This is a genomic window from Sulfitobacter sp. IGS-18 (assembly GCF_059628195.1).
In genome coordinates this window covers 2,752,432-2,775,395 of record NZ_CM184556.1, presented here as the reverse complement: position 1 = coordinate 2,775,395, position 22,964 = coordinate 2,752,432, and the positions used below count along the sequence as shown (strand labels likewise).

General features: G+C 63.5%; 28 protein-coding genes and 1 other RNA gene. 17 read left to right on the top strand and 12 right to left on the bottom strand.

Going from position 1 to position 22,964, the window contains the following annotated elements:
* Window positions 1-18: 18 nt before the first annotated feature.
* Window positions 19-1,140, bottom strand: a complete 1,122-nt coding sequence (locus ACWNZ3_RS13385) for an SPFH domain-containing protein (protein ID WP_496900247.1) — start codon at window positions 1,138-1,140, stop codon at window positions 19-21.
* A 425-nt stretch (window positions 1,141-1,565) separates the two neighbouring features.
* On the opposite strand from ACWNZ3_RS13385, the gene ACWNZ3_RS13380 reads away from it, so the two are divergent.
* The gene (locus ACWNZ3_RS13380; protein WP_496900246.1) at window positions 1,566-2,279 is read left to right on the top strand and encodes an SDR family oxidoreductase; all 714 of its coding nucleotides are present in this window, start codon (window positions 1,566-1,568) and stop codon (window positions 2,277-2,279) included.
* Between the two features lie 27 nt (window positions 2,280-2,306).
* On the opposite strand, the gene ACWNZ3_RS13375 is transcribed toward ACWNZ3_RS13380, so the two are convergent.
* Entirely contained in the window at window positions 2,307-3,125 is an 819-nt protein-coding gene (locus ACWNZ3_RS13375; RefSeq protein WP_496900245.1) for an alpha/beta fold hydrolase, read from the bottom strand.
* Window positions 3,126-3,201: 76 nt separating this feature from the next.
* Here ACWNZ3_RS13375 and ACWNZ3_RS13370 point away from each other — a divergent pair, with 76 nt between their 5' ends.
* Window positions 3,202-3,828: a CGNR zinc finger domain-containing protein gene (locus ACWNZ3_RS13370; protein WP_496900244.1), complete on the top strand. Its 627-nt coding sequence runs from the start codon at window positions 3,202-3,204 to the stop codon at window positions 3,826-3,828.
* A 110-nt stretch (window positions 3,829-3,938) separates the two neighbouring features.
* On the opposite strand, the gene ACWNZ3_RS13365 is transcribed toward ACWNZ3_RS13370, so the two are convergent.
* The 6 genes from ACWNZ3_RS13365 to ACWNZ3_RS13340 form a co-directional block, all read right to left on the bottom strand.
* Entirely contained in the window at window positions 3,939-4,880 is a 942-nt protein-coding gene (locus tag ACWNZ3_RS13365; protein WP_496900243.1) for a DUF2927 domain-containing protein, read from the bottom strand.
* A 25-nt stretch (window positions 4,881-4,905) separates the two neighbouring features.
* The gene (locus tag ACWNZ3_RS13360) at window positions 4,906-6,102 is read right to left on the bottom strand and encodes a toxic anion resistance protein (RefSeq protein ID WP_269366688.1); all 1,197 of its coding nucleotides are present in this window, start codon (window positions 6,100-6,102) and stop codon (window positions 4,906-4,908) included.
* Between the two features lie 39 nt (window positions 6,103-6,141).
* Entirely contained in the window at window positions 6,142-7,032 is an 891-nt protein-coding gene (locus ACWNZ3_RS13355; RefSeq protein ID WP_496900242.1) for a 5-bromo-4-chloroindolyl phosphate hydrolysis family protein, read from the bottom strand.
* Between the two features lie 2 nt (window positions 7,033-7,034).
* Entirely contained in the window at window positions 7,035-7,265 is a 231-nt protein-coding gene (locus tag ACWNZ3_RS13350; protein WP_274576857.1) for a hypothetical protein, read from the bottom strand.
* 44 nt (window positions 7,266-7,309) lie between these two features.
* Window positions 7,310-8,128 (bottom strand): TerC family protein, encoded by an 819-nt coding sequence (locus ACWNZ3_RS13345; protein ID WP_496900241.1) that lies wholly within the window; start codon window positions 8,126-8,128, stop codon window positions 7,310-7,312.
* Between the two features lie 145 nt (window positions 8,129-8,273).
* Window positions 8,274-9,104, bottom strand: a complete 831-nt coding sequence (locus tag ACWNZ3_RS13340; protein WP_496900240.1) for a pseudouridine synthase — start codon at window positions 9,102-9,104, stop codon at window positions 8,274-8,276.
* A gap of 62 nt (window positions 9,105-9,166) precedes the next feature.
* Here ACWNZ3_RS13340 and ACWNZ3_RS13335 point away from each other — a divergent pair, with 62 nt between their 5' ends.
* The 3 genes from ACWNZ3_RS13335 to ACWNZ3_RS13325 are packed head-to-tail and all read left to right on the top strand — an operon-like array spanning window position 9,167 to window position 10,689.
* Window positions 9,167-9,625: a nucleoside deaminase gene (locus ACWNZ3_RS13335; RefSeq protein WP_496900239.1), complete on the top strand. Its 459-nt coding sequence runs from the start codon at window positions 9,167-9,169 to the stop codon at window positions 9,623-9,625.
* Window positions 9,626-10,246 carry a DUF5671 domain-containing protein gene (locus ACWNZ3_RS13330; RefSeq protein WP_114275885.1) on the top strand — a complete coding sequence of 207 codons (621 nt, stop codon included), beginning with the start codon at window positions 9,626-9,628 and terminating at the stop codon, window positions 10,244-10,246.
* The gene (locus ACWNZ3_RS13325; RefSeq protein WP_496900238.1) at window positions 10,243-10,689 is read left to right on the top strand and encodes a hypothetical protein; all 447 of its coding nucleotides are present in this window, start codon (window positions 10,243-10,245) and stop codon (window positions 10,687-10,689) included. Before ACWNZ3_RS13330 ends, ACWNZ3_RS13325 begins: the two co-directional genes overlap by 4 nt.
* On the opposite strand, the gene ACWNZ3_RS13320 is transcribed toward ACWNZ3_RS13325, so the two are convergent.
* Window positions 10,679-11,371 (bottom strand): metal-dependent hydrolase, encoded by a 693-nt coding sequence (locus ACWNZ3_RS13320; RefSeq protein ID WP_496900237.1) that lies wholly within the window; start codon window positions 11,369-11,371, stop codon window positions 10,679-10,681. The genes ACWNZ3_RS13325 and ACWNZ3_RS13320 overlap by 11 nt on opposite strands.
* 161 nt (window positions 11,372-11,532) lie before the next feature.
* Between ACWNZ3_RS13320 and gatC the strand changes: the two genes are divergently transcribed.
* From gatC to ACWNZ3_RS13280, 8 genes are all read left to right on the top strand, one after another.
* Complete coding sequence (gene gatC / locus ACWNZ3_RS13315; RefSeq protein WP_114275882.1) at window positions 11,533-11,820, top strand: Asp-tRNA(Asn)/Glu-tRNA(Gln) amidotransferase subunit GatC; 288 nt, start codon at window positions 11,533-11,535, stop codon at window positions 11,818-11,820.
* A 78-nt stretch (window positions 11,821-11,898) separates the two neighbouring features.
* Entirely contained in the window at window positions 11,899-13,386 is a 1,488-nt protein-coding gene (gatA, locus tag ACWNZ3_RS13310) for an Asp-tRNA(Asn)/Glu-tRNA(Gln) amidotransferase subunit GatA (RefSeq protein ID WP_274576866.1), read from the top strand.
* Window positions 13,387-13,424: 38 nt separating this feature from the next.
* Entirely contained in the window at window positions 13,425-14,183 is a 759-nt protein-coding gene (locus tag ACWNZ3_RS13305) for a hypothetical protein (protein WP_269366670.1), read from the top strand.
* Window positions 14,184-14,195: 12 nt separating this feature from the next.
* Window positions 14,196-14,837, top strand: coding sequence for an N-acetylmuramoyl-L-alanine amidase (locus ACWNZ3_RS13300; RefSeq protein WP_274576868.1), 642 nt, complete (start codon window positions 14,196-14,198; stop codon window positions 14,835-14,837).
* Window positions 14,838-14,931: 94 nt separating this feature from the next.
* Window positions 14,932-15,353: RNase P RNA component class A (gene rnpB, locus ACWNZ3_RS13295), an RNA gene on the top strand.
* A gap of 190 nt (window positions 15,354-15,543) precedes the next feature.
* On the top strand, window positions 15,544-15,711 hold the full coding sequence (gene rpmG / locus ACWNZ3_RS13290; protein WP_067289923.1) for a 50S ribosomal protein L33: 168 nt from the start codon (window positions 15,544-15,546) through the stop codon (window positions 15,709-15,711).
* A gap of 279 nt (window positions 15,712-15,990) precedes the next feature.
* Entirely contained in the window at window positions 15,991-17,100 is a 1,110-nt protein-coding gene (locus ACWNZ3_RS13285; protein ID WP_496900236.1) for a Hint domain-containing protein, read from the top strand.
* Between the two features lie 106 nt (window positions 17,101-17,206).
* The gene (locus ACWNZ3_RS13280) at window positions 17,207-17,353 is read left to right on the top strand and encodes a hypothetical protein (protein WP_162792969.1); all 147 of its coding nucleotides are present in this window, start codon (window positions 17,207-17,209) and stop codon (window positions 17,351-17,353) included.
* A gap of 7 nt (window positions 17,354-17,360) precedes the next feature.
* Here the strand turns inward: ACWNZ3_RS13280 and ACWNZ3_RS13275 are convergent, their stop codons facing one another.
* From ACWNZ3_RS13275 to ACWNZ3_RS13265, 3 genes are all read right to left on the bottom strand, one after another.
* On the bottom strand, window positions 17,361-17,669 hold the full coding sequence (locus ACWNZ3_RS13275) for a DUF1272 domain-containing protein (RefSeq protein WP_496900235.1): 309 nt from the start codon (window positions 17,667-17,669) through the stop codon (window positions 17,361-17,363).
* Between the two features lie 68 nt (window positions 17,670-17,737).
* Complete coding sequence (locus ACWNZ3_RS13270) at window positions 17,738-18,514, bottom strand: Bax inhibitor-1/YccA family protein (RefSeq protein WP_114275877.1); 777 nt, start codon at window positions 18,512-18,514, stop codon at window positions 17,738-17,740.
* 139 nt (window positions 18,515-18,653) lie between these two features.
* Window positions 18,654-18,884 carry a DUF1127 domain-containing protein gene (locus ACWNZ3_RS13265; protein ID WP_496900234.1) on the bottom strand — a complete coding sequence of 77 codons (231 nt, stop codon included), beginning with the start codon at window positions 18,882-18,884 and terminating at the stop codon, window positions 18,654-18,656.
* Between the two features lie 123 nt (window positions 18,885-19,007).
* Here ACWNZ3_RS13265 and ACWNZ3_RS13260 point away from each other — a divergent pair, with 123 nt between their 5' ends.
* From ACWNZ3_RS13260 to ACWNZ3_RS13245, 4 genes are all read left to right on the top strand, one after another.
* Window positions 19,008-19,883 carry a LysR family transcriptional regulator gene (locus ACWNZ3_RS13260; protein WP_269366655.1) on the top strand — a complete coding sequence of 292 codons (876 nt, stop codon included), beginning with the start codon at window positions 19,008-19,010 and terminating at the stop codon, window positions 19,881-19,883.
* Between the two features lie 289 nt (window positions 19,884-20,172).
* On the top strand, window positions 20,173-20,547 hold the full coding sequence (locus ACWNZ3_RS13255) for a helix-turn-helix domain-containing protein (RefSeq protein ID WP_274576888.1): 375 nt from the start codon (window positions 20,173-20,175) through the stop codon (window positions 20,545-20,547).
* Between the two features lie 62 nt (window positions 20,548-20,609).
* On the top strand, window positions 20,610-21,410 hold the full coding sequence (gene hisN / locus ACWNZ3_RS13250; RefSeq protein WP_496900233.1) for a histidinol-phosphatase: 801 nt from the start codon (window positions 20,610-20,612) through the stop codon (window positions 21,408-21,410).
* Between the two features lie 114 nt (window positions 21,411-21,524).
* Window positions 21,525-22,865, top strand: a complete 1,341-nt coding sequence (locus ACWNZ3_RS13245; RefSeq protein WP_496900232.1) for an 8-oxoguanine deaminase — start codon at window positions 21,525-21,527, stop codon at window positions 22,863-22,865.
* Window positions 22,866-22,964: the final 99 nt, after the last annotated feature.

The window sequence follows — 22,964 nt, the reverse complement described above, 5'->3', positions numbered from 1 at the left end:
CTCAGGCTTCGGTGCGGTTCAGGGCGCGGGCGGGGGTGGCGGCAGAACCGTGAACAATTGCGCCAGTTCGGTCACATCCTCGGCCCGCCGCCAGCCGTCCTGACCGGGGGTCCAGACATGTGTTTCGCGGGTCAGCTTGCCTTCGGTCACCATGCGCCCCAGGCGCGCCTTGGAGTAGGGGCCGCTGGTCTCGCCGCCTTCGGCGATGTGCCAGACATGTTCCACCGGTGGCGGCGGGGGCGGGGCCATGCCTGCCGGTGCCGCTGTGCCGGCGGGGCGGGTGCCCCATGGTCCTGCGCTGGCTGCGGCCTGCTGGCCGATCTGCATGCCCAGACCCGCGCCCAGACCCGCCTGCATTGCATCGCTTGCGCCGCCCTCGCGGCCCAATGCCTCGGCCGCCTGGAACTGCGTATAGCGGTTCAGATCGCCGATCACGCCCATGGAGGAGCGCTTGTCCATGACCTCTTCCACGGCGGGGGGGAGGGAGATGTTTTCGATGTAGAGCTCGGGGATGGTCAGCCCGTATTCGGCGACGGTGGCCGAGATTTCGGTGCTGACCAGCTTGCCCAGCTCGCGGGTATTGGCGGCCATGTCCAGCACGGGAATCTTGGACTGGGCGATGGTGCGGGAGAATTCCTGCACGATGATGTTGCGGATCTGGAAGCTGATCTCGTCCATGGTGAACTCACCATCGGTGCCGACAATCTCGGTCAGGAACCTGGCCGGGTCGCTGACCCGCACCGAATAGGTGCCGAAGGCGCGCAGGCGGACCGGGCCGAATTCGGGATCGCGCAGGATGATCGGGTTCTTGGTGCCCCATTTCAGGTCGTTGAAACGGGTGGTGTTTACAAAGTAAATCTCTGATTTGAATGGGCTTTTGAAGCCGTGATCCCAGTGCTGAAGGCTGGTCATGATCGGCATGTTGTTGGTTTCGAGCATATAGAGACCGGGGGTGAACACATCGGCCAGCTGGCCCTCGTGGACAAAGACGGCTGCCTGTCCCTCGCGGACTGTCAGCTTGGCGCCATACTTGATCTCATGGCCCTCCCGCTCGAACCGCCAGACCATGGTGTCGCGGGTGTCGTCGGTCCAGTGGATGACGTCGATGAATTGCCCTGAGAGGAAGTCGAGAATGCCCATGATGTCAGCCCTTGGAGTGGATGTCAGCACAAGGATATGGCGCGGGGCAGGGGTTATCAAGGTGCGCGGCGGTCCCGCCCCCTGGCAGAATGGTCAACAGCCCTGTTTTGTTGGGCGAATCGGGGTGTACCCCCTGCACGGGGTGTACAGGATGCGTGCACGGGCAGATGCGCAATCGCCTGTTGCGTGCAGATGTGAATGCGCCGGGCGGCCTGTTGCGTTAAGAAAGTGTTCCGTCCCACCGCAAAACGATCCCCTTGGACAAGGAAAATGGACGGGGCTGTCAGGGATGGTGGACCGTCGCCCGCAGGCGCGTTGGCAAGGCGGAAATAGTTGCCGGGCATATTAATGCTTGCCCTCAAGTTAGCTTGAACTTTTAGGGTGACATCAATCGAACCCGCAGATGCGTGAACAAGGTGAAGAACATGAACCTCTCAAATCGGAAATTTGCCATCACCGGTGCAAGTCGCGGGCTGGGTGCTGCATTGGCAATTGAAATGGCCCGGTCCGGTGCGCGGCTTGTCCTGCTGGCGCGCAGCAGCGCGGCCCTTCAGGATGTTGCCAGCGCCATCCTTGAGGAGACAGGCCAACAGGTCGTCACGATGGGGTGTGACCTGGCAAGCAGCGACAGCGCGACAGAGGCCGGGGCGCGACTGGCGGCAGAGCACAAGGATCTGGACGGGCTCATTCACAATGGTGCCATGTGGCTGTCGGGGCCGATGGGGGAGGTCTCGGACATCGACATTCAGGCCTGCATCGCCTCGGCCGCGATCGGGGCGCTGATCCTGACGTGTCACCTGTTGCCGCTGCTGAGGGCAAGAGAACATGCAGATATCCATACCGTGGTGTCGACCAATGGCCTGCCCAATCGGCCGCTTGACGGGGCATCGGTTCCTTTTGCGGCTGCAAAATCAGCGCAGGCAGGGTTTGTTCACGGTCTGGCGCAGGAGCTTGAGCATACGAACGTCCGGGTGACGTCGGTCTTTCCGGGAGATTTTGACGACAAGTCGCCCCTGGACCCGGATTGGGACGCATTGGCACCGGACCACACCCTATGCAGTCGCGAGGTCGTCAAGGCGATCCTCTTCATACTGAACCAGCCGCGCAAGGTCGCCATAAGTTCATTGGTGATCCAATAACCCGGCATCGCGTCTGAGCGGCATTGGTCAGAAGAACTTTCTGATTTGATCGACAACCGCTTCCGGCGCTTCGAGTTGTGGCAGATGGCCAATGCCCGGCATCGTGGCAAATGCCGCCCCGGGCATCAGCCTGTGCAGGGCCTTGCCGCGCGCCAGGGGAATCCAGGGGTCTGCGTCACCCCAAATGATCTTTGCCGGGCATCGGAGCTTGCCGAAATGCGGTTCGACCTCTGCGGTGTATTTTTCATCGGCCTGGGCGAACTGGCGATAAAAGCTGGATGACCCGTCTTCGGTCAACCAGGGGGCAACAAGATTCTCAAGGTCTTCTGCGGCAATCCCGGTGACAAGGGCGCCCTCGATATAGGCCTGCACGATTGCGCGATGGATATGGGCGGGCAATCCCTGGAAGGCATCGGCATGTTGGCCCATGTGATCGAAAAACGCCGATCCCCAGGGGCGCATCGCAACGACGTTCATCAGCATGTAGCGTTCAAAGTCGCATCCCTGCAGCAGATGCGCCCGCAGCGTTGTCGCACCGCCGAAATCATGTGCGACCACGCGGGGGCGGGACAGCCCCCAATGATCCATCATTTCGACAAAGACCTCGCCCTGCACGTCGAGCGATGTCCGCTGATCCGCGCTTTTCCCATAGCCCGGCATGTCATACCAATGCAGGCGAAAGTCCTGTGCCAGCGCCGGGATCACACGATGCCAGGCAAAGGAGGACCAGGGCCAGCCGTGGGCAAGAACCAGGTCCGGTCCGTCGCCTGCCTGGCCCGCTGCGACCGTACCGGCCGAGGTTTCGTAACGTTCATCCAGATGCCAGCCAGCTATCGCGCCCCCCACTCTTACCTTTTAATATGATTTGTAGGTGAGATAGCAAAGCTATTCACACCGTCAAGTTTATATTTTATGGTGAGGAATGAGCGAATGGGATCAGAACGCGTGGACAAAGGACGATTTGGTCGGAGGTCATCCGGTTCTTGATTTCGTCAACACGGTGGCTGGCCGAAGCAAGGAACGCAGTGTCGAGCGGCTGACGGATTATGGCGCGTATCTGAACTGGGCGGTTGCTGCGGAAGTGCTTTTCCCGGGCGAGGCGGCAGGTTTGCGGAACCTCGGTCTGAATGATCCGGCAGAGGCCGGTGCGGCCTTGGCGGCGGTGGTGGCGTTTCGTGAAGCCCTGCATGCCTGCCTGATGGCGGAACAGGCGGGGGAGATATGGCCGGAACCAGAGCGCCGCCAGGTGATGCAGGTCCTTCGCGACGCGCTGCTTGACGCGCGGCTCGAAAAGGGAACCCAGAGCTATGCCTGGCGTGCGCCCGTCATCGAGACCGACATGGCGCTTCCGTTGAAACGGATCGCCCTTGCAACCGAGGATCTGCTGCGAAGCGATGATCTGCCCCGGATGAGAAGCTGTGATCGGTGTTCCTGGCTGTTCATTGATCGCGGACGTGGACGCGCGCGCCGGTGGTGCAGCATGGCAGCATGCGGGAGCCGCGCGAAGTCGGCGCGATACTACAAGCGGCAGAAAGCGCGCCACGCCTAGCTGTCATTGGCGCGCCAGATTTTCTGTGGCGCGCCTTTGGTGCGACGGGCGGGGTGTTTTGGGCGCGGGCCCGCATCAAGGGAAGGGCAGTGTCCCTGGCCGGAATGTCCCTAGACCGGCCCGCCTGCCAGTTCCTCGGCGATTTCGCGCACGATGGGTTGGGCCTCTGCCGCGTTCATGCCGATCTGCAGGCGCGGATCGTAGAGCATCTTCAGCAGCAGCTCGTCATGACGGGTCAGCAGGGCAAATTCATCGTCATCGTTGAAGATCGACGGGCGCGCGGCGGGGCTGTCGTTGGCCAGCCCCATGCCCTGGGCCAGTTCCTCGTGAATGCAGCTGAGCCGCAACAGATCGGGGTTTTCCGAGCGGATCACCGCGACCGCCGCCGTATAGGTATTGGCCGAGGGGCCTGCGGCATAGGCGGCGACAGCGCAATAGGTGTCGCGGCGCATGTCGCGCAGGGCGCGCAGGCTGTTGGCCGAAATGCCGGGCAAAAGCCTGGAGATCGAGGCCAGGGTCGCGGCGCGGTCGTCTTCCGACGCGATGACAACCAGAAAGTTGGGCCGCCCGCCGGTGGAGACCGGATGGCCGGTGACCTGCGCCAGACGCCGGGCGTAGCTGCGGACATCTTCCGTGTCGGTCTTGCGCTGGGAGGGTGGCACGCTGTCGCCAAAGATCACTTCCATCCGCACGGGGCCCGCCCAGCGGCGCAGGGGGCTGGCCCCGCCACGGCCGGTAAAGGCGCCGTCATATTCGTTGAAAAACGCGATCTGTTCAAAGTTCCGCGCCAGCACGGAGGCGGTATAGGGCGTGTCGAGGCCGCCGCCATCCTGGCGCAGCAATCCCTGGCTGAGCTGTGCCACCTGCACCTGGTTGAGATAGCTGCGCAGCGCCGCACTTTTCTGTGAGGTCGGCTGCGCGACCTGGGGCGGGACGGCGGCGGCAGCCTGCGCGGGGCGCGACTGTGGTTTCAGCGAGGGTTCGACCGGGGCGGCGACATCGCAAGCCAACAGGCTGGCGGACAATGCGCCCGCCAGACCCCATTTCAGCATTTCGGTTCGCCGCCGCACCGTGGTTCTATCCCGGCACGCTGGTGGAGGCGCTGTCGCCGAGGCCGGTCTTGGTCGCCTTGGCAGAGGCCAGCGTGTCGCGCAGCCGGGCTTCCATTTCCTTGAGCTCCACCTCTGCGGCGGCGCGGCGGGCCTTGCCCTCGTCGGCGATCTGCAGCGATTCCTCGATGGTGCCGATCAGGTCGGCGTTGGCCTGTTTGACCGCTTCGATGTCGAAGACGCCGCGTTCCATTTCCTCGCGGATGACCTTGTTGGATTCGCGCAGGTTCCTGGCGTTGGAGGTCAGCAGTTCATTGGTCAGGTCATTGGCCTCGCGGACCGCTTCCGCGGCCTCGGCAGAGCGCTGGATGGTCACCGCCTGTGCCAGCTGGGTTTCCCACAGCGGCACGGTGTTGACGAGGGTCGAGTTGATCTTGGTCACCAGGCTTTTGTCGTTCTCCTGCACCAGCCGGATGGAGGGCAGCGACTGCATGGTCACCTGGCGGGTCAGTTTCAGGTCGTGGACCCGGCGCTCAAGGTCGTCGCGGGCGGCGCGCATGTCGCGCAGCTCCTGGGCGACCATCACCTGATCGTCCTCGGCGGCGGCTTTCACCTCCGCTTCCTTGGCCGGGATCACGGTGCTGTCGAGCTCGGCCAGCTTTGCCTCGCCCGCGGCGATGTAAAGCGCCAGTTCGTCATAGAACTGGAGCGTCTTTTCATAAAGCATGTCCAGCGATTTGATGTCCTTGAGCAGGGTGTGCTCATGGCTCAGCAGATTGTCGGTGATGCGGTCGATCTGGCTCTGCACCTTTTCGAACTGGGCGGTGAACTTGGCAAAGGGGGCGGCGCGGCCCAGCAGTTTTTCCCACCAGCTGCGGTCGCGGCGCACATCCAGTTCAGAGACCGAAAAGCCCCGGATCGTGCTGACGATGCTGCGCAGGCTGTCGCCTGCGGGGCCCACGTCCTTGTTGCGCACATCGGCCAGCATCGCCTGGCTGATCTCTTGCAGTTCCGCCTGCGCGGCGGAGCCGAAGGAGACGATCGACTGGGTGTCGCTCATGTCGATTTCCGCCATGCGGGATCTGATCTCGTCGCCCAGGGGCTTGTCTGCCTTTTCCAGCGAGACTACCGCGTTGGCATCGGCGGGTTCGGGCAGGACGAGGGCGGTTACCTCTTCGACCATGCTGCGGGATTGAGTTGCTTTTTCACGAACAGAATCAGACATATACAGGGCTTCCTTGAAGGGTTGGATGAAGGGCGCAGGTCATTTGAGCCGGACCCCTTCACGCGACAGCCGCTCACGCAGCACATCAATTTCGACAGTCAGGTCGCTGCGGTCGTCGAGCAGCGATTTCTCGGTCCGGGCGGCGAAGTTCTGTTCCAGGTCGGTGAGCAGCGCGAGGTAGTCGTCGCGTGCCTGGCTGTCCCGGGTCCGGGCGTAGATATCGGCGAATTTCACGGTCGCATCCCGGGCACCGTGCAGATAGACGCTGAGGTACTTGCGCGCCGCGGTCAGGTCGCGCGGGTCTTCCTCGACGGTGCGGATCAGGGTGCGCGCGGCGTCCTGAAACTGGGTCAGCTGCGCTTCTGCCCGGCGGTCGCCGGCGCGGGCGATGGCGTCGGTCATCTGTGCCAGCGTCTTTTCGGCCTCGTCCACCACCCGGGCCACGCGGTCCTGCTGGAAGGTGTCGATGCCTTCCATCCCCTTGGATTTCAGCGGGTCGATGCCAAAGGCGGCCAGGTGCAGCGCGGTGGCGCAAAGGCCAAAGAGCAAGGGCGCCAGAATGTCCGACAGGCCGCTTTGGTGCGCGGCAACGGCCAGCGCGGTGCCCAGGCCGGCGGCGGCCGCGGCAAAGATCTTGCGCGGCAGGGCCGGACGGCGCGCGACCTTGCGTTCGGCAAAGGCGGCCTCGGCGCGCAGCCCTTCGCGCAGCAGCCAGGCCCCCAGCGCCAGTACGCCCGCGCCGATCATGCCCAGGGTCAGGCCACTTGCCCCGCCGCCAAAGCTTGTGGCCAGCAGCACCACAGGAGGCACGAACAGGATGTTGGCACGCCCGCCCACGGGATCGACGGTGACCCTTGCACGCGGTGTCGGGGCCGCGGCATTGCCCGGCGCATCGTCGGGGCTGTATTTGCCGCCAAAGCGTTTTGCCATGGTCAGAGCCCCCCCAGCAGGCCGGAGGCGGTGCCGAGCAGCAGGGCGATCAGCGCGACATAGGCGACTTTCTGCAAACCGTTGGGGGCCATCATACCATCCTCTGTCGGGCCAAAGAAAGGCCGGAGGGCGCGGCGGCCCTGATCCACTGTATTGCTCCAGATTGATGCCAGAATGACAACAATGGCAATGATAACGCCCACAGCGAGCGCGAAAAGAAACAATCTGCCCATACCGACCTCACTGCGACGAACATAGGCTGTTTCCCCGGACCTTGCTAGTGCCGCGCCGCGGTGCGGCGTTCGGCGTTGAGCTTGCGGGTATAGCCGGACTGGATCACTTCGACCGCCACCAGGACCATGACCGAGAAATAGAAGGTCGTTTTCGACATCGGCACGACCTCATATCCGAAGAAGCGCAGGGCGAGGTCGGGGTCATGCATGGCATGGGCGGCGGCCTGGCCGGATTCACCCAGCAGGACAATGCCCACGATCAGCAGGATGAACAGGCCCAGGACCTCGTACATGCGGTTGGTTTCCAGAAAGGCGGTGACCCGGTCCGCCAGCAGCAGCATTGCCAGGCCGGACAGGATGATCGCGGTGGCCAGAACGATGAAGACATCGGTGATCGCCAGTGCCGAAAGCACGGAATCAAAAGAGAAAATCAGGTTCATGAAGACGATCAGCATCACGACCTGCACCGCCGATTTGCCGGATTTCGCATCCAGGTCCGTGCCCAGATGTTCGATCGCCAGCATATGGCTGATTTCCTTGACGGCAGTATAGATGATGAAGACACCGCCGATGACAAAGACCAGCGTGGCAAAATTGACCCCGCCGGTCAGCACGCCCTCCCAGTTCAGCACGAAGAAGGGTTCGGCCATGGCGTCGATCAGGCGTATCATAGCAAAGAGCAGCACGATGCGCAGGGCCACGGCGATCACGATGCCCCATTTGCGGACGGCCGCCTGCTGGGCGACGGGGGCGCGCTGGCTTTCGATGGAGATGTAGAGAAGGTTGTCAAAGCCAAGAACGGCCTGCAGGAAGCACAGCACCAGCAGATTGCCCAGGTTCTCGATGGTCAAAAGGTCGGTCATGGCGTCCCCCGCTTTGGTTTCGATGCTGTCTTAGGGATTTAGCGGCGGGATGTGAATTGCCTGTGACGGGGAATTTTCGCCGTCGGGTTGCAGGACGCGGGCAGACTTTTCAAAAAGTCTGGTCCGATTTTTTCAAAAAAATCGGTCAGCGCTTCGGTGGACGGTTCGGTTTCTTCCGCTGCGGGCGCTGCAGGGTTCTTGGCTTTTTCGCCGCCGTGCCGCTGTCATCCGCCAGTTCCAGCCCCAGTTGATCGCGCACGATCTTGCGGCGGATCTCCTCGACCTCTCCGGCTTTCAGCTCGCCCAGCTGAAACGGGCCATAGCTGACCCGGATCAGGCGGTTCACGGCCAGGCCCACTGCCTCCATCGCGCGGCGGATTTCGCGGTTCCTGCCTTCGCGCAGGCCCACGGTCAGCCAGGCATTGGCGCCCTGCTGGCGGTCAATGGTCACCGTCATCGGTTGAAAGCGTTCGCCGTCGATGGTCAGCCCGCGGCGCAGCGGTTCCAGCGTCTTGTCTTCCGGGCGTCCGTTCACCCGGACCCGGTACTTGCGCAGCCAGCCGGTGCTGGGCAGCTCCAGCTTGCGCTTGATGCCGCCGTCATTGGTCAACAGCAGCAGCCCTTCGGAGTTGATGTCGAGCCGGCCCACCGACATCACCCGCGGCATGTCCTCGGGCAGGGCGTCATAGATGGTCTGGCGGTCTTTCTCGTCCCGGTCGGTGCTGACCAGCCCGACGGGCTTGTGATAGAGCCACATGCGCGGCGGTTCGGGGGCCGAGACATCCTTGCCATCCACCGTGATCTGGTCGCTGGCGGTGACGTTCAGGGCGGGGGACATGATCTGCGCGCCGTTCACGCTGACCCGGCCGGCCTCGATCATGCGTTCGGCTTCACGGCGCGAGGCGACGCCTGCGCGGGCAAGCACCTTGGCGATGCGGTCGCCCTTGGGCGGTTCGGATGGCGTTGACGTGTTCATCGCTTCCGCTTAGCGGGTTTGCGTCGCTTGCGAAAGAGCGGCTTTTGCAGCCAAGGTGGGTCATGACGTTTCGCTCTTTCATGGATCTGGCATTGACGGAGGCGCGCGCCGCCGCTGCGCGGGGCGAGGTGCCTGTGGGTGCCGTGGTCGTGGATCGGGCGGGGCAGGTCGTGGCGCAGGCCGGCAACCGCACCCGCGAATTGCATGATCCGACCGCCCATGCCGAGGTTCTGGCAATCCGTGCGGCCTGTGCGCAGCTCGGGTCGGAGCGGCTGGTGGGTCATGACCTCTATGTCACGCTGGAACCCTGCGCGATGTGTGCCGCGGCCCTTGCATCGGCACGGATTGCGCGGTTGTACTATGGTGCATCCGACCCCAAGTCGGGCGGTGTCGCGCAGGGCGCGCGGGTCTTTGCCCATGCGCAGTGCCATCATGTGCCGGAGGTCTATGACGGCATTGATGCCACTGCCGCCGAAGCATTGCTCAAGGCGTTTTTCGCGCAAAAAAGGGAAGGGAACTGAATGGCCGTGAACAAGCAATTGTCGCGTTTCGTGCGCGATGCGCTGTCATCGGGCAAGACCCGGGCGGAGATTTCGCAGGCGCTGACCGACAGCGGGTGGAGCCCTTCGGAAGTGGCGGATGCGCTGGATGCCTGGGCCGAGACCCGGTTTTCCCCGCCGGTGCCGCGCCCGCAGGCGACGGTCTCGGCGCGCGATTTCTTCATCTATGCGCTGACCTTCGGGGTGATGATCTTTGGCGCGGTCTATCTTGTGCAATTGTTCCATGCGCTGATCGACCTCTGGCTTGATACCGACAGCTACCGCTGGCCCGGTCGCATTCGCTGGTCGATGGCGGTGCTGATCGTGACAACACCGGTCTATCTTTGGCTGACGCTGCGCGAGCGGGGCAAGCTGGCCGATGATCCGGCGCTTTACCGTTCCGCGATCCGGCGTTGGCTGATGTATCTGACGCTGCTCTTGTCGGCGGCGGCCCTGCTGGGTGATGGCGTGGCGGTGATCTATGCCTTTCTCAGCGGTGATTTCACCTTGCAGTTCTTCCTCAAGGCGCTGGTTGTCGCTGTCATCGCCGGGCTGATCTTTCTGTTCTACCTTGCTGACATCCGCAAAGGGGATGCGGCGTGAACCGGCTGTTGCTTGTTGTCCTGCTGGCGATGGTCGGTGGCGGGCTGATCGCGGGGTTCATGGTAGCCGGCGGTCCGGGATATGCCCGGATGGAGCGTTATGACAACGAACGCGCCGCCGACCTGCGGACGCTGGGGGATTATCATCGCTGTCTGCTGGAACGGGAAGAGGACAGCGAGGGCAGCAACGCGCCGCGCTATTGCTCGGGCTTTGAGCAGGCACCCGAACTGACCGACCCGGCCAGCGGCGCGCCCTACCGCTTTACCCGCCTTGGGCCGCAGGCGTTCAAGGTCTGCGCGACCTTCCAGACGGAGGCCCTGCGGGAGGCATCCGACCGGCGCTATTCCCAATTGGTGTTTGAGGGGGACGAGGGCTGTGTCATCTATGGGCAGGGCACCGGCGCCGAAGCGCCGGATGCCACGCTGAAGTGGACTACAGAGTAATCGCCTGCATCACCTGCGGCTCGATCACATCGACACCGGGCAGGCCTTTGGCCAGCGCCGCTGCATCCTGCTCCAGCAGGGGGAAGGTGCGGTAGTGGCAGGGGATGACCGTCTTGAAATCGAAGTAGCGTTTGGCGGCATAGGCGGTTTCGGCCATGCCCATGGTGAAATGGCCCCCCGCCGACAGGATGCCGATGTCGGGTTTGTAGTAATCCCCGATCCAGTCCATGTCCGCCATGATGCCGGTATCGCCCGAGAAATAGATGACATGGCCTTCGCCCTTGAGGATGAAGCCGGTTTCGGACCCCATGTAGACCGGCCCGCTGTCGGTCGCGACCGAGGATGAATGGGATGCAGGCACCATGCTGACGGCAACCTTGCCGCAGCTGATGGTTCCGCCCTTGCCGAAGCCGGTGGTGTTTTCGATGCCTTTTTCCGCGAACCAGCCCATCAGCTCGTAAATCCCGGCCATCGGCGCCTGTGTCCGCTTGCTCACCATGTCGAGGTCGCCGGTATGGTCGCCGTGCCCGTGGGTCACCAGGATCTGGGTCACACCGGCAAGCGCCGCGTCATACTGCGCTTCTTCGATCATGGGATTGCCGGTCAGCCAGGGGTCGATCAGGATCACCTGATCTTCGATCTCGATGCGAAAGGACCCGTGGCCCAACCATAGGATGTTCATGCAATTCTCCTTTTGTCTTCATGTCTGCTTTGTCAGCAAGACTAGCGCGCCAAATGGATTTGGGGAGGTATTTTTGACCCGATGCCGCAGATGGGCGGGCCGCGCCCTTGCGAGGGAAGGGCAGCAAGGGTACATGAGCCGCAAAGAGATGGAGAGCGTTCATGTCAATTGACGAGAGCACCGCCGCACGCGTGGCGAAACTGGCCCGGATCAAGGTCGATCCCGAAGCGCTGCCCGCGCTGGCGCAGGACTTCAACGGCATCCTCGGCTTTATCGAACAATTGAGCGAAGTTGATGTGGAAGGGGTCGAGCCGATGACCTCGGTCACCCCGCAGCGCCTGACACGGCGCGCCGATGTGGTCACGGACGGCGATCTGCAGGACGACGTGCTGAAAAACGCGCCCGATGCGCGCGAAGGGTTCTTTGCCGTGCCGAAGGTGGTGGAGTGAGCGGCGTCCGGGAAACGCTCCGGGGGAGCGTTTCAGCCACGAACGGGCGGAGCCCATTTTTGAGATCAGGACAGACATATGAGTAATCTGAACAAACTGGGACTGGCCGGGGCACGCGATGCCCTGCGCGCGGGTGAAACCACGTCGAAGGCCCTGACAGAGGCCTGTCTGACGGCGATTGAAGGGGCGGGGGCGCTGAATGCCTTTGTCCATCACACGCCCGAGATTGCCATGGCGCAGGCCGAAGCTGCGGATGCGCGCCTGAAAGCGGGCGATGCCCCCGCCATGTGTGGCCTGCCCATCGGGATCAAGGATCTGTTCTGCACCAAGGGCGTGCCGTCGCAGGCGGGCTCGCGCATCCTGCAGGGGTTCCTGCCGCAATACGAAAGCACGGTCAGCCAGAACCTGTTTGACGCGGGCGCCGTCATGCTGGGCAAGCTCAACATGGATGAATTCGCCATGGGCTCGTCCAATGAGACCTCTGTCTACGGCAATGCGGTCAACCCCTGGCGGCGCGGCAATGACGATACGGCACTGACGCCGGGCGGCTCCTCCGGCGGGTCGGCGGCGGCTGTTGCGGCGGACCTCTGCCTTGCGGCCACCGGCACCGACACCGGCGGGTCGATCCGCCAGCCTGCGGCCTTTACCGGCACGGTGGGGATCAAGCCGACCTACGGGCGCTGTTCGCGCTGGGGCATCGTGGCCTTTGCCTCCAGCCTCGATCAGGCTGGTCCGATGACGAAATCCGTGCGCGACGCGGCGATCATGCTTGAGGCGATGTGTGGCCATGATCCCAAGGATTCCACCTCTGCCGATCTGCCGGTGCCCGATTTCGAGGCGGCGCTGACCGGCGACATCCGCGGCAAGAAGATCGGCATCCCGCGGGAATACCGCATGGATGGCATGCCCGAAGAGATCGAAAACCTCTGGTCCGACGGCATTGCGATGATGAAGGACGCAGGTGCCGAGATCGTTGACATCTCGCTGCCGCATACGAAATATGCGCTGCCTGCCTATTACGTGATTGCACCCGCCGAAGCCTCCAGCAACCTCGCGCGTTACGATGGTGTCCGCTATGGACACCGCGCCGGGCTGGACCAGGGCGACGGCATCACCGAGATGTATGAAAAGACCCGCGCCGAAGGCTTCGGGCCGGAAGTGCAGCGCCGGGTGATGATCGGCACCTATGTGCTATCGGCCGGATTCTATGACGCCTATTACAACCGTGCCCGCAAGGTGCGCACCCTGATCAAGCGCGACTTCGAACAGGTCTTTGCGGATGGCATCGACTGTATCCTGACACCTGCGACGCCTTCCGCCGCCTTCGGTCTGGGCGAGATGACGGATGCGGATCCGGTGGCGATGTACCTCAACGACGTCTTCACGGTGACGGTGAACCTGGCCGGTCTGCCGGGGATCGCGGTGCCCACGGGGCAGGACCGCAAGGGTCTGCCGCTGGGCCTGCAGCTGATCGGGCGGCCCTGGGAAGAGGCCGATTTGCTGTCTTCCGCCTATGCGCTTGAGCGCAGCGCCGGGTTTGTGGCCAAGCCGGACAAATGGTGGTAGAAGCCTTGCCAACAAGTCTGAAAGACAAAGCAGGACCCATGATTTCAAGATCTTTTATCACTCTCGCCGCTGGCGTGATGCTGGCTGCATGTCAGCCGGCGGTCCCTGATTCCGGTCGCGGTGTCGGCTTTGATGACAGTGCCCGCGCCCAGAGGCAGGCCCGCGACGCGGCACTTGCCGCCGAAAGCACCTCCGCCGTGCCGGCCCCCGCCTCGGTGACCGAGGCCCCGCTGTCAGCCCCTGCCGAAGGTTCCGCCGAAGCGACGGCGGCCGAAACCTCCCGCGTGCTGGCGGCAACCCGCCCCGGTGCCAGCAACGGTCTGGGCAATGATGCCGCGACCAATTCCGGCGTGGAACCCGTGAATGCCAGCCCGTCCAACCCGGCGCCCGCTGTCATCAACAGCGCAGGCATCTCGAACGAGAACAATTTCGACGCGGTTTCCGGCCAGCGCAGCATCGGTGACGACGCCGCGCGCATCGCTGCGAACCGCGCGCAATACCAGGTCGTCCAGCCCGAAGCGCTGCCGGACCGGGCCGAATCCGGGCCGAACATCGTGGCCTATGCGCTGCAGTCGGACCACGAGCGCGGCACCCAGGTCTATCGCCGCATCGGCCTGAACAAGGCCGCCAAATACGCCCGCGCCTGTGGCGAGTATTCGCATCCCGACCGGGCGCAGATCGCCTTTCTTGAGGCGGGAGGGCCGGAAAAGGACCGCAAGGGCATGGACCCCGATGGCGACGGCTTTGCCTGTGACTGGGACCCGACCCCGTTCCGCCGGGCCGCAAAGGCCGGCTAGGGCTGCAGCCGGGTGGACAGCCTGTCCTCACCGAACTTCGGCCCGCGCCGCAACGGGCTGACGCCCCGGCTGATCGTGATCCACTATACCGCGATGGAAAATGCCGAGGCGGCATTGACGCGCCTCTGCGACCCGCAGGCCGAAGTTTCCGCCCATTACCTGATTTCGAACCACGGCCGGACCCTGCAATTGGTGGCCGACGAGATGCGCGCCTGGCATGCCGGGGCGGGGGAATGGGCCGGGCAGGCCGACATCAACTCGCGCTCCATCGGGATCGAGCTGGACAATCGCGGATGCCATCCGTTTTCAGAGCCGCAGATGGGAGCGCTTGAGACCCTGCTGAAAAGGCTCATGGCCCGTTGGGACATCCCCGCCGCCGGAGTTCTGGGGCATTCCGACATTGCGCCGGGGCGCAAGTCTGACCCCGGCCCGCATTTCGACTGGGCGCGGCTGGCACGGCAGGGGCTGGCGCTGGCCACACCGGCGACTGCGGCACAAACCGTGACCGAATCCGGGTTCCGTGCCGCGGCGCGGGCGGCGGGCTTTACCGCGGATGTGCCGTTTGAGACCCTTCTGGCTGCAACCCGCCTGCGCCACGGACCCTGGCGGCGCGGGCCGCTTTGCCCTGCCGATCTGGCGCTGCCGCCGCTCTGACCCTTCAGGCCGCACGTCTTTATGCCGGAAATGCTTCCGCGCGCCGGTCTGCCCATTGACGCGGTCCGCGTTCAGCGCCTATGCCAAAGCTCGCGCGGAAGGCTGGATGGCCGCTTCGTGATCCGCTTGCCGGATCCACGGGGAGGAAAGTCCGGACTCCAAAAAGAGACGGTGCCGGGTAACACCCGGGCGGGGCAACCCGACGGAAAGCGCCACAGAAATGATACCGCCACGCCACAGGTCGGGAAACCGAAACCACGGCGGGGTAAGGGTGAAAAGGTGGGGTAAGGGCCCACCGCGCCGCTGGCAACAGGGGCGGCATGGCAAGCCCCACCGGGAGCAATGCCAAATAGGGACCGCGCGCCACCGGCCTTCGGGCCGGGGCGGGGCCGCTTTTGCCCCAGCAGGTCCGGGTTGGCAGCTGTAGCCCTGCGGGCAATCGCAGGGTCAGAGGAATGGTCATCCACGGGGGATAACCCCCCGTGACAAAATCCGGCTTACAGGCCTTCCGCGCGTTTTCCTCTGCTGTCCGGATTTTTGGAAAAATCCGGACCGGAAAATTGCAATTTTCCGGCCGCTTGAAAACGCGGCCCCCGGATTGAAATTCTTGCGTCTTTTGCTGTTGACTCGGAGGCGCATCCGGGTAAAAGCCGGGGTTCAGAATTCACGCCAGACCCCCGGTGCGGTCGGCAGCAGGAGAAGCAAGATGGCGAAGCCAACCACGATCAAGATCCGTCTGAACTCGTCCGCGGGCACAGGCCACTTCTATGTCACCAAGAAGAACGCGCGTACCATGACCGAAAAGATGGTCATCAAGAAGTACGACCCCGTTGCGCGCAAGCACGTCGATTACAAAGAAGGCAAGATCAAGTAAGATCGGGCTGACTGACTTTGCAAGGCCGCGCGTTTCGCGCGGCTTTTTGCGTTTCAGGGCGCGGTTTTCCGTGCCCGGCCTTCCCCCCGGGGCGGCGCTGCCAGCCTGCGCATTGCGGCGGCTGACGCCTGCTGGATGATACCTTCCGGATGACACAGGCCCCGTTAATCTCATCGAAAGATTGCCGCCCTATGGCTGAGGCAAGCCAGCATAGGGGCAACGGGCCGGTCCGCATCTGGGATGGCCCGCCCGTCAGGTGCGGGACGGGGGAGGGCAGCGATGGCGACAATTCACGATCTTCTCGAAGTGACCGGCATCGCGTCGGGCACGACATATTCTCTTGAAAACGGCAATCTGCTTGGCGTCGTGGACAACATGACATCGACCGATCTTGACGATGGGGAGTTCGACGTCGGTGATCTGGTCACCATTGGCGGGGTCGCCTACACCATCGACCTGATCGAAGAGCCGGACAGCGCGGGGTCGGTCCTGCTGGGTGACGGATCATCCGAGAGTTTCGGGCCGGGCAGCGAAAGCAACCTCAGCTTCGTTTTCCTGACCCTGTCGAACGGCCCCGATGTCCGTTACTTCGCGATCCCGAACGACAGCTATGGCGACATGAACGTCCAGGCCATCACCACCGGGGTGATACAATCGGTGGCGGGCCATGATGCGGCGGTCATTTCCACCGTGGATAACGACATCGAGGTGGTATGTTTCACCGCCGGGACGCTGATCGAGGCCGAGGATGGCCGGCAGATCCCGGTGGAGGAGTTGCAGGTGGGCGACCGGGTTCGCGCGCTGGATTGCGGCGTACAGGAAATCCGCTGGATCGGTGCCAGACGGCTGCCCGCGCAGCTGCTCAGGGCTTGTCCCAGGCTCCGGCCCGTTCAGATTGCCGCCGGCACATTGGGGCCCGGCTGCCCGCAGCGGGACCTGCTGGTATCGCCCCAGCACAGCATCCTTGTGCGCTCGAAGATCGCGGCGCGCATGTTCGGCGCGCCGGAAGTCCTGGTTGCGGCCAAGCAGCTGGTTGGCCTGAATGGCGTCGCCCCGGCCGTGGCGCCGGGCGCTGTGACCTATTATCATGTGCTGCTGGACCGGCATGATATCCTCATGGCCAACGGAGCCCCCTGCGAGAGCCTTTATGCCGGGCCGCAGGCGCTGCGGTCGATGTCGGAGGCGGAAAGGGCGGAACTGTCCGCGATCCTGCCGGAAGTCATCCTACAGCAAAGCGATCTTCCCGCCTGCCGTCCCATGGCGCCCGGGCGGCGCGCGCGCAGGCTGGCCTACCGGCACAGGAAGAACAACATGCCGCTGACGGGGGAGATCCCGCTTGATGCGGGGCAACGGCAGGCAGATCGGGATGCGGTGCGGCCCTGTCTTTGATTCGGGAGGCGGGTGGCGCGCGGAACAGGGGCAGGGCAGGCCGCCCTTGCGCCGGATCGGCCAAGCGGCAATAGTCGGCAGGTCCCAAGCTGCCAAGGAACACGACATGTCCAAGATGATTGCTGCCCTGACCCTCGTGGGTCTGCTCTCTGCCTGTACCGGCAAACTTGGCGGCCCGCCGCCTGCGCCGGTCTTTGGTGGCACCTATTCCGACAGTGTGGGCTTTACCAGCGTCGGCTACGAGCCTTTCTGAGCGCGCCTTACCTGTCTTCGGGCGGAATGCCCCGCGTCGCGGCGACAATGGCGGCGATGTCATCCAGCCCGTACTTCAGGCTGCGCCGCTCCGTGCCGGGCGGCTGGTGGGTCAGGCTGACACCCGGTCGCCGCGCCTGTCGGGGCCGGATCGGGCGTGGCACAAAACCGCCCGTACAATTCGGGCAGATATTGCCCAGCACGGTCTCGACGCAATCTGCGCAGAAGGTGCATTCATAGCTGCAGATCCGCGCCTCTGCCGCATCCGGGGGCAGGTCGCGGTCGCACATCTCGCAATTGGGTCTGATTTCAAGCAAGGGTCGCTCCAACGAAAAAGGGCCAATCCCTTTCAGGATTGGCCCATGTCACATCAAGGATGCACGGCTTATTCGCGGTTGCCGAACAATTGCAGCAGCATCATGAACATGTTGATGAAGTCGAGGTAGAGGCTCAGCGCGCCCATGATGGCGGCCTTGCCCAGCCATTCGGTGTCACCGTGATGCGCATGTGCCAGATACTCGGTCTTGATCTTCTGGGTGTCATAGGCGGTCAGGCCTGCAAAGATCAGGACGCCGATCGCAGAGATGGCGAACATCAGCGCCGAGGAGGCGAGGAAGATGTTCACGATGGAGGCCACGATCAGGCCGATCACACCCATGATCAGGAAGCTGCCCCAACCGGAGATGTCCTTCTTGGTGGTGTAGCCCCAGAGCGACAGCCCGGCAAAGGCGATGGCGGTGATCAGGAACACCTGCGCGATGGAATAGCCGGTGAAGACCAGGAAGATCGAGCTGATCGAGATGCCCATCACGGCCGCGAAAGCATAGAAAACCGTCTGCGCCGTGGCGGCGGACATCTTGTTGATCATCGCGCTGAAGCCAAAGACAAAGGCCAGGGGTGCGAACATCACAACCCATTTCAGCGGCGAGGCATAAAGCGCATAGCCGATGTCGGTCAGGTATTTATCCGTCCCGATCTGCGCGGCCGCACCCGAGGGGTCGGTGGTGACCGCCAGGCCCGAAATCGCCCATGCGGCGGCAAAGGTGATCAGCATGCCCACGGACATTGTGCCGTAGACCTTGTTCATATGGGCGCGCAGCCCCTCGTCGATTGCGGCGGCGCGGGTTCCGGCAGCTGTCCGGATTGTATTCACGTCGGCCATGAATGGACCTCCAATTGGCTAAGTGTTGCTTACCACGCGGGATGCGGACGGTATCCCGGTGAATATCGGGACTGCGCCTTTGTTTTTCAAGAGGTAATAGCGCGCGCCGGGGCGGTCTTTTTCATGTGATCGGCGGCTCTTAGCGACCGGACATCCAATGTCCCGGCGCGTCCCAGGGCAACCGCCGCGCCTCCCTTTCGGCCTCGGTGGCATTCAGGCCGATGTCCTGCAGCTGGTGGCTGTCAAGCTGACGCAGGCTCTGTCTGCTGCGGGCAATGGCCCTGAGGTGCTGGAACCGGCCCCAGAGTGAAATCCGCCGGGTCTTGAGTGCGCGGCCCCGGCCCGAGGCGCTGTCGAAAAGCTGTGCCATTTCATTTATCCTTCGAAATTTGTGATGAAACTCCGGGTTTCATCGGGATGCTTGATATCTAGGGTGGCATGACGTATGATGAAAACGATTGTTTGTTAGGCAATGCATCAAGATTGGTGATATATGAGAAATCTGGACATCACGACCCTGCGGTCGTTCATGGCGGTGGCTGACAGTGGCGGAGTGACCCGCGCGGCGGGTTTTCTGCATCTGACGCAATCGGCCGTCTCAATGCAGCTCAAGCGGCTGGAGGAAATGCTGGGCCTGTCCCTGCTGGACCGGAGCGGGCGGACCATTGCCCTGACAGCCTCTGGTGAGCAGCTGCTGGTCTATGCGCGCCGCATGGTGGCCCTGAACGACGAGGTCATCGAACGGCTGACGGATCAGGCTTTCGAGGGAGAGATCACGCTGGGCGTGCCGCATGACATCGTGTACCCGATGGTGCCCCAGGTGCTGAAGCAGTTTCACGCCGATTTCCCAAGGGTGCGCGTGCAGCTTGAAGCCTCCCACACCAGAACGCTCAAGGCCCAGTTTGCCAAGGGCGAATGCGATCTGATCCTGACCACCGAGACCGAAATCGACAGGGGCGGCGAGACCCTGGTGACCAAGAGCCTGGAGTGGATCGGCGCTGCGGGCGGGGCGGCATGGCGGCAACGGCCCTTGCGGCTGGCCTTCTGCCGGTACTGCACCTTCCGTCCCAGTGTGCTGAGCGCGCTGGATGCGGCGCAGATTCCCTGGGAGATGGCCGTGGACACGGAAAGCGATCGCGCGGTCGAGGCGGCGGTCAGTGCCGATCTGGCCATTCATGCCATGATCGACGGCACCAAGCCGCCCCACCTGGAGGTGTTGGATCATGGCGGGGTGCTGCCGAAATTGCCGACACAGCACATCAACCTCTACGGGGCGGAGCAGAACAGGTCCGAGTCGCATCAGACATTGGTCGCGCTGTTGCGCAGCGCCTTCAGCCAGGGGCAGAACAAGCGGTCAATCGCGGCCTGACTGCGGGGCGGCGGGGGGGCATTTCCCGCCTGCTTTACGTGGCGTAAGCCTTGTGAAGACCGAAAATGTGTCAGAAACACCACATTTATGTTATCTTTTCTTTGTTGAATTCATGATGTTAGCTGCCAAGCTGTCAATAATGTGGTGAATATCTTTGCTGTGAAGAGAAGATTTCGTAAAGTGCTTGGGGTGGACCGCTGTCGGAACGCCCAGGTAACGCGCGGCCGGCGCCGTAGCCGCAAGCGCGTATTTCAGTGTTGTTAAGTGTGTAAGTTAGGATCTAATCTGCATGGCACATAGAGTAGACGTGCACGTCGGCAAACGAATTCGTCAGCGACGCTGGCTGACGGGGATGACCCAACAGAAGCTGGCAGCTATGGTTGGGATCAAGTTTCAGCAAATTCAAAAGTACGAGACCGGCGCGAACCGCGTCAGCGCATCCCGATTGTGGGAAATTGCCGATGCGCTGGAGGTTCAGGTGGCCTTTTTCTTCGAGGGTCTCGAACAACCGGAAACCTCCGGGTCCGCTCCGATAGGTGACGTGCCATATGATCTGCTGGGCGACAAGGAGGCGATGGACCTGATCCGATCCTACTATGCCATTCCGGCAAACCAGCGGCGCCGCCTTTTCGATCTTGCCCGTGTCCTGAGCGACGTCGCCTGAAGGGCCAGCCTTGCCGCGACCGCAGGCTTGCGCGGGCGGGCACAAGCTGGCACTGACGCGGTATGACTACGAAGATTTCATTCGATCCCGATGTGCGGCGCGTTGCGCATCTGCTTGCAGATGCGGCGCGTGATGTGATCCTGCCCCATTTCCGGGGCATGGCCCTGGTTGCGGAAAACAAGCTTGATGCCGGGTATGACCCGGTGACGGTGGCGGACAAGGCTGCCGAACGCGCCATGCGTGAGATCCTGGCGCGGGAACGGCCCGATGACGGTATCCTGGGCGAGGAATACGGGGTGCAACAGGGGCGGTCCGGCCTGACCTGGGTGCTGGATCCGATCGACGGCACACGCGGCTTTATCAGCGGCACCCCGACATGGGGGGTGCTGATTGCGGTCAGCGACGGGCAGGGCCCGTTCTATGGCATCATCGACCAGCCCTATATCGGCGAGCGGTTCGAGGGCGCGCCGGATGGGGCCGCGATGACGGGGCCGCGGGGGCGGCAAGTGCTGGCCACCCGGGCGGCGCGGGACCTGTCGCAGGCGATCGTTTTCACGACCTTTCCCGAAGTGGGCGAGGAGATTGACCGCGCGGGGTTTCATGCGGTGGCCTCCGGGGCGATGCTGACCCGCTACGGGATGGATTGCTATGCCTATGCCTTGCTGGCGGCGGGTCAGGTCGATCTGGTGATCGAGGCGGGGCTTGCCGCCTATGACATCCAGGCGCCGATTGCCGTTGTGCAGGCCGCAGGCGGCATCGTCACCGACTGGCGCGGCGGGCCTGTCCACGAGGGGGGGCGCGCGGTTGCGGCGGCGAATGCCCGGATCCATGCCCAGGCGCTGGCGATCCTGCAGGGGTATTGAGCGGCATTCTTGACCGCCCGTGCCGGCACCTGCTAACGGGAGCCTGTCGGTTCTGGGCCCGTTTTCCACCGACAGGTGAATGCATTCTGAGACGGGCGTGGAGAAACACAGACCATGCCCGAAATCCTGATCCGCAATGCCGACCATATTCTGACGATGGATGACAGCCGCCGCGAGCTGTCGGGGGCCGACCTGCGCCTGCGGGATGGTGCGATTGTGGAAATCGGCAGCGGCCTGCAGAGTGCTGGCGAGGTGATCGAGGCTGCGGGATGTGTTGTAACCCCGGGGCTGGTGAATACGCATCACCATCTGTTCCAGAGCCTGACGCGGGCCGTGCCGGGGGCGCAGGATGCGTTGCTGTTCGGCTGGCTGAAGACACTCTACCCGATCTGGGCGCGGTTCACGCCGGATCACATGTTCACCTCGGCGCAGGTGGGGCTGGCGGAACTGGCGCTGTCGGGCTGCACGCTGAGCGCCGATCACCTCTATCTTTACCCCAACGGCGCGCGGCTGGAAGACACCATTGAAGCCGCGCGCGTCGTGGGCCTGCGGTTTCAGCCGACCCGGGGGTCGATGAGCATTGGCGAAAGCGCGGGCGGCCTGCCGCCGGATATGCTGGTCGAGCGGGAGGTGGCGATCCTGGAGGATTGCATCCGGGTGGTCGATGCCTTCCATGATGCCTCCGAGGCGTCGATGTGCCGGGTGGGGCTTGCCCCCTGTTCTCCCTTCTCGGTCAGCCGGGACCTGATGCGGCAGACCGCATTTCTGGCGCGCGACAAGGGGGTGATGCTGCACACGCATCTGGCGGAAAACGAAGAAGACATTGCCTATTCGCAGGAGATGTTCGGCTGCCGTCCGGGACAATATGCGCAGGATCTGGGCTGGGTCGGGCCCGATGTCTGGCATGCGCATTGCGTGAAGCTCGACGCGGCGGAGATTGCGCTTTTTGCCGGGACCGGGACCGGTGTGGCCCATTGCCCCTGCTCCAACTGCCGGTTGGGATCGGGTGTGGCGCCGGTGCGCGCGATGCGCGATGGCGGTCTGCGCGTGGGGCTGGGTGTGGATGGATCGGCCAGCAATGATGCGGGCAATCTGGTGGCCGAGGCGCGCCAATGCATGTTGTTGCAACGGGTGGTCTCGGGGGCCGATGCCATGTCGGCGCGCGAGGCGCTGGAGATTGCGACGCGAGGCGGGGCCGATGTGCTGGGCCGCCCGGAATGCGGGCGGCTGGCGGTGGGCAAACGCGCCGATGTGGCGATCTGGGACGTCAGCGGGATAGAAGCGGCGGGCAGCTGGGACCCGGCGGCGCTGCTGCTGGCGGGGCCGACAACCGTGCGGGACCTGTTGGTGGAGGGTCAGCCAGTGGTGCGGGACGGGCAGATGGTGCGGTTTGACCTGGCGGAAGCGATTGCCCGGCAGAACGCATTGGCGCGCGGGTTGCAGGCGGAGATGTGATCCGGCGGCGCGCCTGCGCCGCATGCGATTATGGGTGCCTGTTGCGGGCCTGAGCCCGCTATTTCAGCCGCCGCGCGGGCTTTGGGCTTTGGTGTGTAT

Excerpts from the sequence above, each read along its gene's own strand:
- ACWNZ3_RS13385 (WP_496900247.1), bottom strand. The coding sequence starts at position 1,140 with ATGGGCATTCTCGACTTCCTCTCAGGGCAATTCATCGACGTCATCCAC.
- ACWNZ3_RS13380 (WP_496900246.1), top strand. The coding sequence starts at position 1,566 with ATGAACCTCTCAAATCGGAAATTTGCCATCACCGGTGCAAGTCGCGGG.
- ACWNZ3_RS13370 (WP_496900244.1), top strand. The coding sequence starts at position 3,202 with ATGAGCGAATGGGATCAGAACGCGTGGACAAAGGACGATTTGGTCGGA.
- ACWNZ3_RS13365 (WP_496900243.1), bottom strand. The coding sequence starts at position 4,880 with ATGCTGAAATGGGGTCTGGCGGGCGCATTGTCCGCCAGCCTGTTGGCT.
- ACWNZ3_RS13360 (WP_269366688.1), bottom strand. The coding sequence starts at position 6,102 with ATGTCTGATTCTGTTCGTGAAAAAGCAACTCAATCCCGCAGCATGGTC.
- ACWNZ3_RS13355 (WP_496900242.1), bottom strand. The coding sequence starts at position 7,032 with ATGGCAAAACGCTTTGGCGGCAAATACAGCCCCGACGATGCGCCGGGC.
- ACWNZ3_RS13350 (WP_274576857.1), bottom strand. The coding sequence starts at position 7,265 with ATGGGCAGATTGTTTCTTTTCGCGCTCGCTGTGGGCGTTATCATTGCC.
- ACWNZ3_RS13345 (WP_496900241.1), bottom strand. The coding sequence starts at position 8,128 with ATGACCGACCTTTTGACCATCGAGAACCTGGGCAATCTGCTGGTGCTG.
- ACWNZ3_RS13340 (WP_496900240.1), bottom strand. The coding sequence starts at position 9,104 with ATGAACACGTCAACGCCATCCGAACCGCCCAAGGGCGACCGCATCGCC.
- ACWNZ3_RS13335 (WP_496900239.1), top strand. The coding sequence starts at position 9,167 with ATGACGTTTCGCTCTTTCATGGATCTGGCATTGACGGAGGCGCGCGCC.
- ACWNZ3_RS13330 (WP_114275885.1), top strand. The coding sequence starts at position 9,626 with ATGGCCGTGAACAAGCAATTGTCGCGTTTCGTGCGCGATGCGCTGTCA.
- ACWNZ3_RS13320 (WP_496900237.1), bottom strand. The coding sequence starts at position 11,371 with ATGAACATCCTATGGTTGGGCCACGGGTCCTTTCGCATCGAGATCGAA.
- gatC (WP_114275882.1), top strand. The coding sequence starts at position 11,533 with ATGTCAATTGACGAGAGCACCGCCGCACGCGTGGCGAAACTGGCCCGG.
- gatA (WP_274576866.1), top strand. The coding sequence starts at position 11,899 with ATGAGTAATCTGAACAAACTGGGACTGGCCGGGGCACGCGATGCCCTG.
- ACWNZ3_RS13305 (WP_269366670.1), top strand. The coding sequence starts at position 13,425 with ATGATTTCAAGATCTTTTATCACTCTCGCCGCTGGCGTGATGCTGGCT.
- rpmG (WP_067289923.1), top strand. The coding sequence starts at position 15,544 with ATGGCGAAGCCAACCACGATCAAGATCCGTCTGAACTCGTCCGCGGGC.
- ACWNZ3_RS13285 (WP_496900236.1), top strand. The coding sequence starts at position 15,991 with ATGGCGACAATTCACGATCTTCTCGAAGTGACCGGCATCGCGTCGGGC.
- ACWNZ3_RS13280 (WP_162792969.1), top strand. The coding sequence starts at position 17,207 with ATGTCCAAGATGATTGCTGCCCTGACCCTCGTGGGTCTGCTCTCTGCC.
- ACWNZ3_RS13270 (WP_114275877.1), bottom strand. The coding sequence starts at position 18,514 with ATGGCCGACGTGAATACAATCCGGACAGCTGCCGGAACCCGCGCCGCC.
- ACWNZ3_RS13265 (WP_496900234.1), bottom strand. The coding sequence starts at position 18,884 with ATGGCACAGCTTTTCGACAGCGCCTCGGGCCGGGGCCGCGCACTCAAG.
- ACWNZ3_RS13260 (WP_269366655.1), top strand. The coding sequence starts at position 19,008 with ATGAGAAATCTGGACATCACGACCCTGCGGTCGTTCATGGCGGTGGCT.
- ACWNZ3_RS13255 (WP_274576888.1), top strand. The coding sequence starts at position 20,173 with ATGGCACATAGAGTAGACGTGCACGTCGGCAAACGAATTCGTCAGCGA.
- hisN (WP_496900233.1), top strand. The coding sequence starts at position 20,610 with ATGACTACGAAGATTTCATTCGATCCCGATGTGCGGCGCGTTGCGCAT.
- ACWNZ3_RS13245 (WP_496900232.1), top strand. The coding sequence starts at position 21,525 with ATGCCCGAAATCCTGATCCGCAATGCCGACCATATTCTGACGATGGAT.